The organism is Frigoribacterium sp. CFBP 13707 (assembly GCF_014842245.1).
Lineage (GTDB): Bacteria > Actinomycetota > Actinomycetes > Actinomycetales > Microbacteriaceae > Frigoribacterium > Frigoribacterium endophyticum.
Genome location: NZ_JACYVL010000007.1, coordinates 1 through 14,254 on the forward strand (window position 1 = coordinate 1; position 14,254 = coordinate 14,254).

Sequence of the window (14,254 nt, forward strand, 5' to 3'; positions counted from 1 at the left end):
GCGAGTGCCTGCACGAGCGCGGCCGCGGTGAGCGGGACGACGATCAGGAGGAGGAAGGCCCGGGCGAAGGGGCCGACCTCGACTACCGCGACGCCCTCGGGGCCGATGAACAGCAGCAGGTACAGCGGCAGGAGCAGGATCTGCGCCAGCATGAGCAGCGGTGCCGCAGCGAGGAGCCGTTCTGACGCGCCGCCAGCAAGGCCGGCGAAGACGATCACGTAGTCGATGCACGGGGTCAGCAGCACCAGCAGCACCCCGAACAGCAGTGCCGGCTCGGCCGCAACGAACCGGGACAGCCCGTAGGCAACGAGGGGGACGACGCTGAAGTTCAGCACCCCGACCGCGGCGAGGAATGGTCCGTCTCGGAGGGACTTTCCGATCGCGGCGAACGGGACTCCGAGGAACGTCGCGAACAGCAGCAGCGCGAGCACAGGCTCGATCGTTGCCTCTAGGTGGTGTGCTCCCGGCACGGTGAGGCCGACGATGCCGGCAACCGCGATCGCCACCAGGTAGAGGCCGATCTGCCGGTGTTCGAGCCAGGAAACGACCGCGTTCACGGCAGGACCGGTGTGGAGGAGGTAGGCACGTCAGTGACCGTAGAGGTTCAAGCCGCTTGAAGGTCAAGCGGCGTCGGCGGCTCTAGGGTCGCGGTGTGCGAATCTCCGAGGTCAGTAAGCGCAGCGGCGTCTCCGCCACGGCGCTCCGGTACTACGAGTCCATCGGGCTTTTGACCCCAGCCAGGGCCCACAACGGGTATCGCGACTACAGCCCGGACGTGCTCAGCCGCCTCGACCTGATCGAAGCCAGCAAGGAACTCGGCCTGCCCCTCGATCAGATAGGCGCGCACCTCAGCACCATGGAGTCGACGTCCTGTACCGATGTCCGAGAGGCGCTACGGCCGCTCTTGGCAGAGCAGATGCGTCAGATCGAGGCGAAGCAGGCGCGCCTCGACCGGCTTCGGTCGCGTCTCGCTCGTGCGGAGCACGATCTGGCCGAGTGCCCAGATCGGTCTGAGCGGTGCTCGACCGAGTGCGTCTTCCGTTGCAGCGGCTAGGTGGCTGCCTGCGCCCGGAGAAAGATCGCTCACCGGATCGCGTGGCTTAGCCACCACCGTCACTTATGAGTGCGATCGGCTCGTGCGTTTCGAATGAAGCGCATGGCGAGTGACCCGGCTGTATAGATGGCGGCTTAGGCGAGGAAGGCGACCCAGACGGGCGGTCGCACGCGGTCGATGAGAAACCAGAAGAGGCCACCGCCGACGAAGATCAAGGCGAGGTTGAGGAGGACGGTTCTTGCCGGCAGCCACGGCGTCGGGCGCTCAGTCACTGCGGTCGCATCGACGGAGCGAGCACGCGATAGTCCTGCATCGTCGCTCATAGGACGAGCATGCCCCACGACATGATCCGGCATCGAATATCGTCCCAGTAGGGGATGGTCCCTAGCGATGCGTTCAGGTGGCGTACTCCCTGTGCCACCAGGCCGACAAGTGGTCAAGGGTCGCCGTGGCTGCGCCGGCCAGACGCTCGCGAGTGTCTCCCCGATGAGCATCCGAGAGGACCGCATCGCCGATGCTCGCGGTGGTCTGCTGCACCACCGAGACGAGCGCGGCCGCGTACGACCGCTCGGACATCGCGTTCGGTCCCGTGCCTTCGAGTTCAGCTGCCACCGCGGTCGTGACGTCGTCGTAGAACTCCAGGGCCCGACGTCGGAGCAGCGCACTGAGCCGACACTGCGCGGAGAACTCGCCCTTGGCCAATCCCTCGTCGTCCTCGACGTACCTGTCGATGTCCTCGAGGACGAGGGAGCGCATCGCGTCGGCCGGTGGCTGCTGGGGGTCTCGCCGGGAGATCGCAGCCCGGATCTTCTCGAGCACTTCGTCTGCTCGGTCGAAGACGAGGTCGGGCACCATGCACCCCGTCGTTCCGGGGTGCATCGTCCACTTCGGGGTGCGGCACCCCGCCGTGCGCGCGGGCACCTCGCCGCGGCACGCACGCATCCCTCCCTGCGCAGTGGCCACATGAAGCCGGTTCGCGGACGAGTCCGTCGAGCTAGGCAGTCGTTCGGAACACGCATTCGGTCGAACACTTCTTGGACCGGTCGGGGCACGCGGCTCAGTCGAGCAGGGCCTATCGGGTTACCGCGGAAAGCGCCCGGCACCGGACATCGCGGAGGTGGGCAGGTTGTCCTTCGGGAGCGTTTCTCCCTCGGCCAGTGCGGTGATCCAGGCGTTTGTTGACTCGACGGCGGCGAAGTTCGAGTTCAACAAGGCCATGAGGGTCGTGTGGACGGTCTCCGCGTCGACGTGGCCGGCGTCGTTGCTGATGCTGATGGCTCCGGTCGCGTCGGAGAGGACCTCAGCGGCGATGCCGATGGTCTCTGCCTGGGCAGCGGAGGCGATGATGCAGTTGTTGGTCATGTAGCCGACGAGGGTGACAGTGTCGACGCCGTTCTCCCGAAGCCAGTCGACGAGGTCGGTCCCGGCGAAGACGGAGCCGTACTGCTTCGTGATGGCCTTCCAGGCGGGGGTGCGGCGCTGCTCGATCTCGGGGTGCAGTGCGAACCCGGGAAGGGTGGGGTTGAACACCGGGGCGTCGTCGCCGGCTGTGTGCTGGACGACGACGACGGGGATGCCGTTCGCTTCGGCGGCATCGATGGCGGCGATGATCCGCGGGAGCGAGTCCGTGGTCGCGGGGTACTGGATCTCCAGGGGGCCGGTGAAGTACTCCTGTTGGATGTCGACGAGGACGAGGGCGCGAGCGGGCGTGGTCATGGTGTGCTCCTAACAGATCAACTTCGGGGGATGACAACGATCCTGCGGTGCTCACAGAACGTCTGCCATTGGCACGCGTGCACACTTACGATGATTCCAGGCCAACAGGAAGGGGCATCGTGAGGATCGCCATCCATGCGTTCGACGGTGTGACGATGTTCCATCTCGCCGTTCCCCAGATGGTTTTCGACGAAGTGAGGAGGCAGGGCCTCGCCGACTGGGAAACGGTGCTCTTCGCCGACCGAGCGGGGTCGGTCCGGACGGCCGAGGGCTACGCCATCAGTGGCGTGCAAGGAGTCGACGCCACGTCGGACGCCGACGTCGTCGTCGTGCCCTCCTGGATCGCGGACGGCCGGGAACCCAGGCCGATCCTCCGGCAAGCTCTGCTCGCAGCCCACGACCGCGGCGCCACCATCGCAGGCCTTTGCCTCGGGGCCATCGCCGTGGCGGACCTCGGCCTCCTCGACGGTCGCCGCGCCGTTACGCACTGGCATGCGATCGACGCCCTCGACCGAAAGCACCCGCGGGTCGATGTTGACCCCGACGTCCTCTACCTCGATCACGGGGACGTCATTACTTCGGCAGGAACAGCCTCGGGCATCGACGCGTGCCTGCACATCGTCCGGACCCGCCTGGGCGCCGAGGCCGCGAACAAGGTCGCCAGGAGCCTGGTCGTCGCCCCTCACCGCGAAGGTGGCCAGGCGCAGTTCATCGAGCGCCCGGTTCCTCAGGACGGGGCGGACGATCCGATCGCGCGAGCGACTGCCTGGGCACTGCAGAACCTCGGCGACGATCTGGGGGTCGACAAGCTCGCTGCCGCCGCTCACCAGAGTCGACGGACCTTCATCCGTGCCTTCCGGGCGGCCACCGGGTCCACACCCGCCGCGTGGGTCAGATCGCGCCGACTCGACGAGGCGCGACGCCTCCTGGAGGCATCGGAGCTTCCCATCGAACAAGTCGCCGCAGTATGTGGCTTCGGCAACGCCGTGACCTTGAGGCAGAATTTCGTCAGCACCTTCGGCAGCACCCCGTCGAGCTATCGCAAGCGCTTCGCGACGGTCGTCTGACGTTCCGCTTCTCTCTTTCTCGAGAAAGGGGATGACAGGTGCTTTCCCGTCGCGAGGTCAGGAGACCACATGCAACACCGGCGGTACGACGTAGCCCTCTTCGACATCGACGGAACGCTCTGCGACCCGGGCTCGGGGATCACGGACGCTGCAGCTCACGCCCTGGCCCAGATGGGCTTCGTCGAGAACGACCCCCTTGCTCTGCGTCGATTCGTCGGACCGCCCCTGGAGCACTCGTTCCGTGATCTCTACGGGTTCGACGCGGCGGCTGTGACCGAAGCTGTCGGGCACTACCGCGAGCACTACGCAGACGTGGGGATCTCCCAGTACCGTCCGTACCCGGGCGTCGGCGAACTCCTCGAGCGCCTGCTCGCTGCCGGGGTCGAACTCGGCGTGGTGACGGCCAAGATCCAGGAATTCGCCGAGGGTGCCTTGCAGACGGCAGGACTCCGTTCCTCCTTCACGACGGTGCACGGTCGTGCTCCCGACGACGTGGTCGCCAAGGTCGTCACGCTCCGCCGCGCGATGCAATCGAGACGCGCTGCGCCGGAACAGGTAGTGATGATCGGCGATCGCGAGCACGACGTGGAAGCCGCCCTGGAGAACGGCGTCGACGTGATCGGCGTGCTCTACGGCTTCGGGACTGCCGATGAGCTCCACCGCGCGGGCGCACGGATGACGGCGGCCGCGCCTCGACGAGTAGGAGACCTCGTCCTGGGCGGGTCCGTCCCGCAGTGACGACACGTGCCCCGCGGGCTTGCGTGCAAGCCCGCGGGCACCTGTCGCGACTCGCCCCGGAGCTGGCAAGGACCTCGTCAGACGAGCGGAGATCGACGTTCGATGAGGATCGTGTCGCGCCAGCGCCCCGCCTGAGGCCCGGACAGGGGCGCGGCGATCCGCTCTCGCCGACCCACCACCCGGAACCCCAGCTCGGCGTGGAGCGCGAGGCTGGCCGTGTTCTCGGGGAACACCACGCCCTGCAGGGTCCAGATGCCGGACGCTTCGGTCGACTCCACGAGGGCCAGGAGCAGAGCTCGCCCGACTCCCTTGCCTCGCGCGACGGCGTCGACGTACACCGAGTGCTCGACGACGCCGCCGTAGACGGCCCGGCGAGACACGGGAGAGACAGCAGCCCAGCCGACGACGCGGCCGGAAGCTGAGGCCGCGACGATCCGGTGCTCGGCGAGCCGAGAGGCGTCGAACTCGCCGGGAGTCGGGGGTGCTGACTCGAACGTCGCGTCGCCTCCGTCGATCCCTTGCTGGTAGATCGAGAGCACGGCGGGGAGGTCCGCCTCGCTCATCGCGCGGAGTGCATACGTGTCGTCCATCGTGATCCCGTCGTTCAGCAGGCCCGGCGCTCAACCGTACTGAGCGTCAGCCCTGCAGGTCGACCAGCCACTTCTCGACGGAGCGAGGGCTGAGACCGAGGCGTTCCTGAGCGCTCGTCGCCGGGTCGATCAGCTCGGACTCCTGGGTGGCGCGCCAGCGGTACGAGTCGACGACCGGGTCGGAGCCGGCCTTACCGAAGAGCGGCTCGATCAGGCTCCCGAAGTCGTCGGGCTCCTGGGACTCGAAGTGCACTTCGCGCCCGAGCTGCGCTGCGAAGCCGGCCGCGAGGTCCGCTCCCCGCAGTCCCGGAAGCGCGCCGACTCCGACGATGCCGGTGACCGACGTGTCGGCGAGCAGTCGTGCGACCACATCCGCGATGTCGAGGTGCGAGCTCCACGACACGGCGTAGTCCTCTCGGATCGGGTAGCGGAGCACGCCGTCCCTCTCGACGACAGACGTGACGGGAGGAAGCAGGAGGTTCTCGAGGAAGAGGCGAGGCGCGACGATCGCGACCGAGACGCCCGTCGCCGTCAGCCCCGCCGCCAGCGCGGCCACGGGGTTCTCACCCGAGCCGTCGTCCTCGGCCGAGTAGCCGCTGGTGGAGACGACCACCCGTGCGGGCCGTGCCTTGTCGACCGCGGCGACGATGTTGCGGGCGTGAGCGAGCTGCTGCTCACCAGTGCCGATCGGTAGGTGGACGAAGACGCCGTCCACGCCCTCGTAGGCGGCCGCCAGCGATGCGACGGAGGTGAGGTCGACGGCGACGGCGGTGCCGTCTCCCGAGTAGGTGGAGGGGTCGCGGACAGCCGCGGCAACGGAGGCGCCGGACTTGGTGAGCGCGGCAACGACGGGGGAGCCCTGGGCGCCCGTGGCGCCGTGGATGAGATAGGTCATGAAACCATTAGTGCATCTGGTGCATCGGTTACGTCAACTGCACTAATAGCCTAAGCTCGCTTTTCATGGCTTTCTGTGGGGATATCTGGCCCGAGTGCGGCATCGCGAAGTTCCTGACCCTGCTCGATGGCCCTTGGGCGACTCTCATCGTCCGGAACTTGCTCGAGGGGCCGGCGCGGTTCTCCGAGCTGAAGGAGTCGCTGCCGGGCATCAGCGCTCACACCCTGACGAACCGCCTCCGCAAGTTCGAGACGTCGGGCCTCGTCACCAGGACGGTGTACGCCGAGATCCCCCCGAGGGTCGTCTACGAGCTGACCCCGACGGGCCTGGGTCTCCGGCCCGTGCTCGAGTCGATGAACGCCTGGGCCCTGGCCGTCCCTGCCGTCGCGGACACCGAGGACGACGCCTCGACGACGAACGCCCACCAGCGCGCCGTGTCGGCCATCTAGGCTGAGAGCCGGAACGAGCGGGAGGCGGCCACAGTGCAGTCGAGATGGGGACGCCTGGCGCGTGGCTCATCGGCGACCCTGGCGGCGGTGACCCTGGCGGCGTTCTCGCACGTCGCGGGTGGGGGTTCCTCTCCTGGCGTGCTCGGTGTCGTCCTCGCGATCGGACTCTCGCTGCCGCTGAGCGTCGCCCTGGCGGGACGAGGGCCGTCGCTCGTCCGGCTCTCGATCGTCGTCGCCGTCTCCCAGGCGGCTTTCCACCTGCTTTTCTCCCTGGGCGGAGGAGGCGCCGCTCGCGTCGACGTCTCAGGTGGCGGGCACCACGCGCACGAGACCATGGTGCTCGCGGCCGACACATCGATGTCGTCGGGCACGATGCCCGCCATGCACCACGGCGGCGCCATGTGGATCGCGCATGCCGCGGCTGCGCTCGTCACCGTCGTCGGTCTCTGGCGTGGCGAGAGGGCTGTCCGCGCTGCCGTCGGCCTGGCGGACCAGGTACTCCTGACCGTGATCACGGTCTCGGGGATCGCTGCGACCACAGCACCGCAGATAGTGCGGCACCTCGTGCCGCGAGTCGCACGGATCGTCCCCCATGCGCTCCGCGCCGCGGTGCCCGCCCAGCCCCTCCGAGGGCCGCCGCTCCCCGCCTGATCCGAATTGATGCACGATGCGCCGAGAAGGCGCCTCGTGTGCTTCGCCGAAGCGTCCGCGCAGGCGAAGCTCCCCGCGCATCCTCGCCGTGGACGACGTCCCGGCCTGCGCCCGTCTGCGTCCCCGCGACCGGACGAGACCTCATGGACACTCCGGCACCCCGTGCCGACGAGAACGAGACGAGTCATCTTGTCGACAACACAGAATTCTGAGACCAAGCGCGAACGACGGGAGTCGGCCCGCGAGAAGGCCCGCATCACCCGGGAGGCAGAAGCCAAGAGACGGCGCCGCAACAAGTGGGTCCTGCAGGGCGGCCTCGTCGTGGGTGTCCTCGCAGCCCTCGCCGTCGTGGCCCTGGTGATCACACGGTCGTTCGCCCCGGCGGGCCCCGGCCCCCTGAACATGGCCAGCGACGGCATCGTCCTGTCGGGCGACGGCACGACCGTGTCCGCCGTGACGACGGACGCGACGCCTGCCGACGGCTCCCCCGTCCCGTCGGCGGCGGGCACGGCCGAGAAGCCGAGCATCGTCGTCTACCTCGACTACATGTGCCCGTACTGCGGCCAGTTCGACACGACCAACGCCGAGCAGCTCGAGACCTGGGTGACGCAGGGCGTCGCCGATCTCGAGATCCACCCCCTCGGGTTCCTCGACAACGCCAGCCTCGGGTCGAAGTACTCGACCCGGTCAGCCAACGCGCTGGCCTGCGTCGCGAACTACCAGCCCGACACCGCGCTCGACGTCAACACCGCCCTTTTCGCGCAGCAGCCGGCCGAGAACACGACCGGCCTGACGAACGACGAGCTGGTGACCCTGGTGCAGGGCGCCGGCGCCGATGACCCTGACATCGCCTCCTGCATCACCGACGGGGAGTTCACCGACTGGGTGGCCTCCGCGACCGAGCGGGCGCTGAACGACCCGGTGCCGAACTCCGACCTCGCCGCGGTGTCCGCGACGCCGACCGTCCTAGTGAACGGGCAGCAGTACCAGGGCTCGCCCACCGACGCCGCCGCGTTCGCGCAGTTCGTGGCGCAGGTGTCGGGTGGGGCGACGGGCACGGAGGCGCCGTGAGCCCCGCGGGAGTGCGGGCCCTCATGACCGTCGGGGAAGCTGACGCCCGGATAGGATCGAGCGATGACCGACAAGTCCGACACTCCCGCCAAGCGTTCTCGCGGCGAGCTCGAGAACGAGGTCATGAGAGCCCTCTGGCGTGCGGGCGCGCCCGCCTCAGCGAAGGAGATACAGGCGACCTTCGAGCCCGACGCGACCCCGGCGATCACGACTGTGCTCACGATCCTGGATCGGCTCCACAAGAAGGGGTCCGTCAACAAGGCACCCGCTGCGGGCGGCGGATTCGTCTTCTCGGCGGCACAGTCGGAGTCGGAGTCTGCGGCGAGCACGATGGTCTCCGCACTCGTCGCGAGCAGCGACCGCAGCGCTGCGCTGCTGCGCTTCGCCGGGCAGCTCGACCCTCGCGACGTCGAGGCGCTACGGGCGGCGCTCGAGGCCGACTGACCCCTGGTGGGCTGACCCCCGGCCGACTCACCTCGGGCGGGGTGATCTAGGTGGCGGTCGCCGTCACCGTGCTCGCCTGCATCGGGGCGTCACTTGTGCTGATCGTCGGTGCACCTTTCGTACTGGCCCATGGCCGCTGGCGGTTCCGCTTCCCGCGGCTGGCGCTCGCCTCCTGGTACACCGCGTTCCTTGGCGGCATTGCTGCGGCTGCTCTCGGGCTCGTCAACTCGATGGCCGCGGTCGCGTTCTCTCGGGATGCCCCAACGGGCCCGATGGGCGGTTGGTTCGCGTCGACGGTGCTGGTCGTGGTCGGTTGGGGCGGTCTCGTCGCCGTCGGGGGGCTAGTAGCGCTCGTCACGACGCGCTTCGAGCCGCTCGCGGCGACGGACCGGGCCCTGCACCAGCAGATGGCGCTGGTGGCCGCCTGCCACCCGAGCACACGGGTGCGAGGGGTGGACGTGACCGTGGTGCCCTTCGACCGCGCCTTCGCGATGAGCATCCCGGCCCCGAGCAACCGCGTGCTCGTCACGACGGCGCTCGAGCGGGCTCTGACCGCTGTCGAGCTGGCGGCGGTCGTCGAGCATGAGCGGACGCACCTGCGGCAACACCACGGCGTGATCGCGCAGCTCGCGCAGCTCAACAGGGCGTGCACTCCGGGCCTGGCTGGAGCCCGACACCTCGAGCGCACCACCAGGATGCTCGTCGAGCTCATCGCCGACGACGCGGCCGCGCGGCGCCTGGGAGCCGTGCACACCGCCAACGCGCTGGTCAAGATGGCGCACATGGCCGAGGACGAGTCGTTGACGCTCCGCGCTCGTCGACTCGTGGACGCCAGCAACCGGCACGCACCCTCCCGCCGGCGGTCTCCGCTGGCGGTACGCGTGCAGGGCTGACCGACGTCAGCGGAGGCGCATCACCCGCGGGGTGCGCCTCCGCTGCGGTTCGGCTCGAACGAGCGCAGCCGCAGGCTGTTCGACACGACGAGCACCGACGACAGGGCCATCGTCGCCGCCGCGATCAGCGGGTTGAGCAGGCCGACTGCAGCCAGCGGGATGGCGAGGACGTTGTACCCGAAGGCCCAGACCAGGTTGAGCCTGATCGTCCTGAGCGTCTGGCGTGACAGCTGGACGGCGTCCACGACCACACGGAGGTCGTCCCTGACCAGGATGATGTCGGCGGCCTTCATCGCGATGTCGGTGCCCTGCACCATCGCGAGCCCCAGGTTGGCGGTCGCGAGGGCAGCGGAGTCGTTCACGCCGTCGCCCACCATCGCGACCCTGTGCCCGTCGGCCTGGAGGGCGGAGATCGCGGCGGCCTTGTCGGTCGGCAGGACGCCCGAAATTACCTCGTCGACTCCGATGGCTGCGCCGACCGTCTGTGCCACGCCGTCCGTGTCCCCGGTCAGGAGCACGGTGCGCAGGCCGAGTGCTCGGAGGCCCGCGACCGCGGCGGGTGCGGACGGCTTGATGTCGTCGTGCACCCCGAACACTGCCGAGGCGATGCCGTCGACCGCCAGCAGGACCGCGGAGGCGCCGGTCGAGCCGAGCCGTTCGACCGCCTCGGTGAGCACGGCGTCGAGCTCGATCCCGTTCTCGCGAAGGAGGCGGGCGTTGCCGATGAGGATCTGGTGGCCGTCGACGACGGCGCGTGCTCCGAGGCCGGTCAGCGCCGTGAAGCCCTCGGGCGTGGACAGGGCACCGACCTCGGCGGATGCTGCCGCCGTGACGGCGCGGGCCACAGCGTGTTCCGAGGCGGTCTCGACGCTGCCGGCGAGGTGCAGCAGGGTCTCCCGATCGAGCGTCCCGGTGACGACGACGTCGACGACGCGCATGCCGCCGGTGGTGACGGTGCCGGTCTTGTCGAGGACGACGGTGTCGATGACGCCGCTCGCCTCGAGGGCGTCCTGTCCCTTGATGAGCACGCCGAGCTGGCCGCCGCGGCCGATGCCGACCATGAGCGCGGTCGGGGTGGCGAGGCCGAGGGCGCAGGGGCACGCGATGATCAGGACAGCGATGCCGTTGCCGACGGCCGTCGAGGGTTCGGCGCCGGTCAGGAGCCAGATGGCGGTCACGATGGCTGCGAGGGCGATCACGCAGGGCACGAACACGGACGAGACCTTGTCGGCGAAGGTCTGCACTCCGGCCTTGCGTCTTTGGGCGTCCTCGGTGAGGGCCGCCATCTGTGCCAGGCGGGTGCGGGCGCCGACGGTGACTGCGGTGATCTCCAGACGCCCGGTGACGTTGACCGTTCCGCCGATGGCGTCGTCTCCCGGTGCCAGGTCTGCGGGGACGGACTCACCGGTCATGGCGCTGGTGTCGACGGTGGACGTCCCGGACGAGACGGTCCCGTCAACGGCGATCCGCTCGCCAGGGAGGACGACGACCGTGTCTCCGACACGCAGCTCGGTCGACGGCACGACACGCTCGGCACCGTCGGCGTCTCGGATGCGGGCCTGCCGGACGGCGAGGTTCCCGATGGCGTTCAGCACGTCACCGGCGCGGCGGCGCGAGCGGGTCTCGAAGTAGCGCCCGCCGAGCTGGAACGTGACCATGCCGGCGGCGACGTCGAGGTAGATGGCGTCGGCGCCGGCGGGGGTCACGCCGAAGCCGAGCCAGTAGCCGGGCTCCGTGCTCGGGGCGAAGACGAGTGTGTAGACAGCCCACCCGAAGGACACGATGCTGCCGAGCGAGACCAGGCTGTCCATGCCGAACGTGCCTCGACGAAGGCTGCGCCAGGTCGCCTTGTGGAACGGCCACGCCGCCCACGTGACGATGGGCACGGCCAGCAGGACGCAGACGAGCTGCCAGCCCGGGAACCGGAAACCAGGCACGAGCGCGAGCAGGATCGTCAGGTCGCAGAGCGGGATGGTGAGCAGCGCCGCCACGGCGAGTCGGCGACGCAGCGACGTGATCGTGGTCTCGGTGGCCCTGGCGGTCCAGCTGTCGTCGTCGCCCTGTCGCATCGCGGCGGCGTAGCCCGCCTTCTCGACCGCGGCGATGGCCGTGTCGACCTGCGCGGGGGCCAGCCCCGAGACGAGCGCGCGCTCGGTGGCGTAGTTGACCGAGGCGGTCACCCCGGGGAGCTTGTTGAGCTTCCGCTCCACGGCGTTCGCGCACGAAGCGCAGGTCATGCCGCCGACGTCGAGCTCGAAGTACGCCTCCGACGGGCCGGTGGTCGTGTCGACGGCTGCCGTGGGCTGGGAGGTGGTGGTCACGTCTGGTCCTTCATCTCGGGCACCCGCTCGGCGGTCGCCGTCGTCTCGGGCGGTCCCGAGGGGGTGGTGCTCCGGCCGGAGAGCCGGTGGAGCATGTCGTTGTAGGCCTCGAAGCTGTCGTCGATGCCGCTGTCGAGGTGGCGGTCGACCCGCTTCGCGCGTCGGGAGTCCTGTCTCGACCACTGGGTGACGAGGGCGATGACGACTGCGATCAGGGGAAGCTCGCCGGCGGCCCAGGCGATGCCGCCGCCGACGTACTGGTCGTGGGCGAGATCGGTCATCCACCACTTGCCGATGTACTCGTAGTAATTCTGTGCGATCACGGTCTCGCTCGACATGATGACGACGCCGAAGAAGGCGTGGAACGGCATCGCGGCGAGGACGAGGCCGAGCTTGCCGATGTGGGGCAGCGGACGTGGCGGGTGGTCCACGCCGATGACGAGGCTGTAGAAGACGTAGCCGATGACGAGGAAGTCGAGGTTCATCAGCTGGTGTGACCAGTGGTACCTCAGTGCCTCCCCGAAGATCGGCGTCAGGTAGAGCAGGTAGTAGGTGCCGACGAACGAGACGAAGACGTGGACCGGGTGGTAGAACGCGTGGGTCAGGCGCCAGTTCAGCACCGCGGTGATCCACTCGTGCACGCCTGCGGGCTCGTTCCTCCGGTGCGCGGTGCTGGCTCGCAGGGCGAGCGTCACGACGCCGCCCATCACGAGCAGCAGCGGCCCGAGCATGTTGAGGGACATGTGCAGGATCATGTGCAGGCTGAAGGACACGCTGGAGTACTTGCCGAGGCCGGATGACGTCGTGAGGAACACCGTGGCCCAGCCGAGCACCCAGGCGATCGTGCGTCCCACGGGCCAGGCATCGCCGCGCTGTCGGAGCCGTCGGACACCCCAGAGGTACAGGCCGATTCCTGCCGCGGTCAGGACGGCGAAGAGGATGTTGGGTCGCCACTCCAGGAGGAGCACGAGCGGGCTCGGCTCGCTGTCGACGTCGTAGCCGAGGAACACCTGGTCCACCGAGGTGGGGACGAAGTACTGAGGAGGCGGGATGCGCGTCATGGCGCTGGCGATCCCCAGGTGTGCAGAGAGCAGCAGGGCGGCGAGCGACGTGATCGTCCAGGTCGAGTTCTTCTGAGCGGCATCGGGTCGTGTCGCCCGCCAACCGAGCACGCCGAGGGCGCCGAGGAGGGCGAACCGCACCAGGAACAGCGACCCCGTCGCGCTCTCCCACGGAGCCGAGCCCGCCAGCATGAACGCGGCGATGATCACCTGGGTGCCCGCCGCGATCACGCCGGTCACGACCGCCGTCCACCGCAGCCGACGGGCCTCGACCGATCGGAGGGCATCCCCCCGCGCAGCAGCCCAGGCCGCCAGGAACACGAGCCCCGTGAGGATGGTCGTGGCAGGTGTGCCGATGATGGCAGCGTCGCCGCCGAAGTCGTGTTGCGGTCCGACCAGGACCTGCCCGACGACGACAGGGGCGAGGACGGCGACGAGGCTGAGGGCGAGCATGACGAGAAGCGGCTGCCATGTGCCCAGGAAGTTCGCCATCAGGTAGATGGTCCACGCGACTACAGCTGCCACCACCCACGCGCCGGGCAAGTAGGAGGCGGACATCAGGTACGAGAGCGAGCCAGGCTCCAGCAGTCGGTCGAGCGATTGTCCGCTGGCGTCTGCGGCGTCGACGGCCGCGAGGCTGGTCGCGCTGAGGGCCCAGAGGAGCGAGGCCCACCGGATGGTGCCGAGGTCGCGACCGTTGTCGACGACGAGCCGGCGTGCGCCCGAGCGTGCTCGGACGAAGGCGGCGAAGAACAAGGCGCCCACCGTCACGGAGCTGGCGCACTCGGCCACGACCCGGAGCAGGCCGCTCGTCAGGGACGTGACGAGGTCGGGCACAGGTCGGTGCAGGGACTCGTACCCGGACGGGCCCATCACGACGACGGTCACGACGACGGCGAGCAGCGGGATGCCGACGAAAACGGAGCCGAGGGCCGTGCGCCGATCGCGAGTTCTCTGGGCGGGGTCGGCTGCCGGTTGTGGCGAGACCGTCTCAGCCATCGACGACGGTGTAGCCCGCCTCTTCGACCGCCTCGCGGACAGCCTCGGGATCGGGCGCAGAGGTGCTGGTCACCGAGAGCAGGCCCGTCACGTGGTCGGCGGTCACGGTCTCGACACCGACGACGTCGCCCACCTCCCCGGCGACTCGCTTCTCGCAGTGCTCGCAGGTCATGCCGGCGACGGTGAACGTGGTCTGCACAGGGGGTCCTCTCGTGTGGAGGCCTCCCGGTCGACGCCTCACGCACCTCCTACTCTACGTGCTGTAGAACGTGGTGGGGAGCGTGTTCTCTCGACGTCGACCGGTT

The 14,254-nt window shown here is 69.1% G+C and carries 16 protein-coding genes and 1 pseudogene; 8 read left to right on the forward strand and 9 right to left on the reverse strand.

Annotated features, from left to right (window positions below; genetic code table 11):
* A pseudogene (locus IFT45_RS12190) lies at positions 1-557 on the reverse strand (arsenic resistance protein); the annotation flags it as partial.
* A 95-nt stretch (positions 558-652) separates the two neighbouring features.
* Between IFT45_RS12190 and IFT45_RS17540 the strand changes: the two are divergent.
* Positions 653-1,054 (forward strand): MerR family transcriptional regulator, encoded by a 402-nt coding sequence (locus IFT45_RS17540; RefSeq protein ID WP_192128411.1) that lies wholly within the window; start codon positions 653-655, stop codon positions 1,052-1,054.
* Positions 1,055-1,188: 134 nt separating this feature from the next.
* Here IFT45_RS17540 and IFT45_RS12200 read toward each other — a convergent pair whose 3' ends face one another.
* The 3 genes from IFT45_RS12200 to IFT45_RS12210 form a co-directional block, all read right to left on the reverse strand.
* The gene (locus tag IFT45_RS12200) at positions 1,189-1,326 is read right to left on the reverse strand and encodes a hypothetical protein (protein WP_192128413.1); all 138 of its coding nucleotides are present in this window, start codon (positions 1,324-1,326) and stop codon (positions 1,189-1,191) included.
* A gap of 124 nt (positions 1,327-1,450) precedes the next feature.
* On the reverse strand, positions 1,451-1,909 hold the full coding sequence (locus tag IFT45_RS12205; protein ID WP_192128415.1) for a hypothetical protein: 459 nt from the start codon (positions 1,907-1,909) through the stop codon (positions 1,451-1,453).
* Between the two features lie 225 nt (positions 1,910-2,134).
* Positions 2,135-2,770 (reverse strand): isochorismatase family protein, encoded by a 636-nt coding sequence (locus IFT45_RS12210; RefSeq protein WP_192128417.1) that lies wholly within the window; start codon positions 2,768-2,770, stop codon positions 2,135-2,137.
* A 119-nt stretch (positions 2,771-2,889) separates the two neighbouring features.
* Here IFT45_RS12210 and IFT45_RS12215 point away from each other — a divergent pair, with 119 nt between their 5' ends.
* Complete coding sequence (locus IFT45_RS12215) at positions 2,890-3,837, forward strand: helix-turn-helix domain-containing protein (protein WP_192128419.1); 948 nt, start codon at positions 2,890-2,892, stop codon at positions 3,835-3,837.
* Positions 3,838-3,906: 69 nt separating this feature from the next.
* Entirely contained in the window at positions 3,907-4,575 is a 669-nt protein-coding gene (locus IFT45_RS12220; protein WP_192042470.1) for an HAD hydrolase-like protein, read from the forward strand.
* Positions 4,576-4,652: 77 nt separating this feature from the next.
* Here the strand turns inward: IFT45_RS12220 and IFT45_RS12225 are convergent, their stop codons facing one another.
* Together IFT45_RS12225 and IFT45_RS12230 are read right to left on the reverse strand one after the other, a co-directional pair.
* The gene (locus IFT45_RS12225) at positions 4,653-5,165 is read right to left on the reverse strand and encodes a GNAT family N-acetyltransferase (RefSeq protein WP_244637980.1); all 513 of its coding nucleotides are present in this window, start codon (positions 5,163-5,165) and stop codon (positions 4,653-4,655) included.
* Positions 5,166-5,211: 46 nt separating this feature from the next.
* Positions 5,212-6,060: an SDR family oxidoreductase gene (locus tag IFT45_RS12230; protein ID WP_192128421.1), complete on the reverse strand. Its 849-nt coding sequence runs from the start codon at positions 6,058-6,060 to the stop codon at positions 5,212-5,214.
* A gap of 65 nt (positions 6,061-6,125) precedes the next feature.
* Between IFT45_RS12230 and IFT45_RS12235 the strand changes: the two genes are divergently transcribed.
* The 5 genes from IFT45_RS12235 (at position 6,126) to IFT45_RS17880 (ending at position 9,568) form a co-directional block, all read left to right on the forward strand.
* Positions 6,126-6,509 (forward strand): helix-turn-helix domain-containing protein, encoded by a 384-nt coding sequence (locus IFT45_RS12235; protein WP_192042472.1) that lies wholly within the window; start codon positions 6,126-6,128, stop codon positions 6,507-6,509.
* A gap of 138 nt (positions 6,510-6,647) precedes the next feature.
* Positions 6,648-7,160, forward strand: coding sequence for a hypothetical protein (locus IFT45_RS12240; protein ID WP_192128423.1), 513 nt, complete (start codon positions 6,648-6,650; stop codon positions 7,158-7,160).
* Positions 7,161-7,349: 189 nt separating this feature from the next.
* On the forward strand, positions 7,350-8,231 hold the full coding sequence (locus tag IFT45_RS12245) for a thioredoxin domain-containing protein (RefSeq protein WP_192128425.1): 882 nt from the start codon (positions 7,350-7,352) through the stop codon (positions 8,229-8,231).
* A gap of 63 nt (positions 8,232-8,294) precedes the next feature.
* Positions 8,295-8,675, forward strand: coding sequence for a BlaI/MecI/CopY family transcriptional regulator (locus tag IFT45_RS12250; RefSeq protein WP_192128427.1), 381 nt, complete (start codon positions 8,295-8,297; stop codon positions 8,673-8,675).
* Positions 8,676-8,725: 50 nt separating this feature from the next.
* Positions 8,726-9,568 (forward strand): M56 family metallopeptidase, encoded by an 843-nt coding sequence (locus tag IFT45_RS17880; protein WP_192128429.1) that lies wholly within the window; start codon positions 8,726-8,728, stop codon positions 9,566-9,568.
* A 20-nt stretch (positions 9,569-9,588) separates the two neighbouring features.
* On the opposite strand, the gene IFT45_RS12260 is transcribed toward IFT45_RS17880, so the two are convergent.
* From IFT45_RS12260 to IFT45_RS12270, 3 genes are read right to left on the reverse strand one after another with little or no spacing between them, the layout of a single operon-like run.
* Positions 9,589-11,889 carry a heavy metal translocating P-type ATPase gene (locus tag IFT45_RS12260; RefSeq protein WP_371741067.1) on the reverse strand — a complete coding sequence of 767 codons (2,301 nt, stop codon included), beginning with the start codon at positions 11,887-11,889 and terminating at the stop codon, positions 9,589-9,591.
* Complete coding sequence (locus tag IFT45_RS12265) at positions 11,886-13,949, reverse strand: cytochrome c oxidase assembly protein (RefSeq protein ID WP_192128431.1); 2,064 nt, start codon at positions 13,947-13,949, stop codon at positions 11,886-11,888. The genes IFT45_RS12260 and IFT45_RS12265 overlap by 4 nt, the downstream gene beginning before the upstream one ends.
* Positions 13,942-14,148 carry a heavy-metal-associated domain-containing protein gene (locus IFT45_RS12270; protein WP_192128433.1) on the reverse strand — a complete coding sequence of 69 codons (207 nt, stop codon included), beginning with the start codon at positions 14,146-14,148 and terminating at the stop codon, positions 13,942-13,944. Before IFT45_RS12270 ends, IFT45_RS12265 begins: the two co-directional genes overlap by 8 nt.
* Positions 14,149-14,254: the final 106 nt, after the last annotated feature.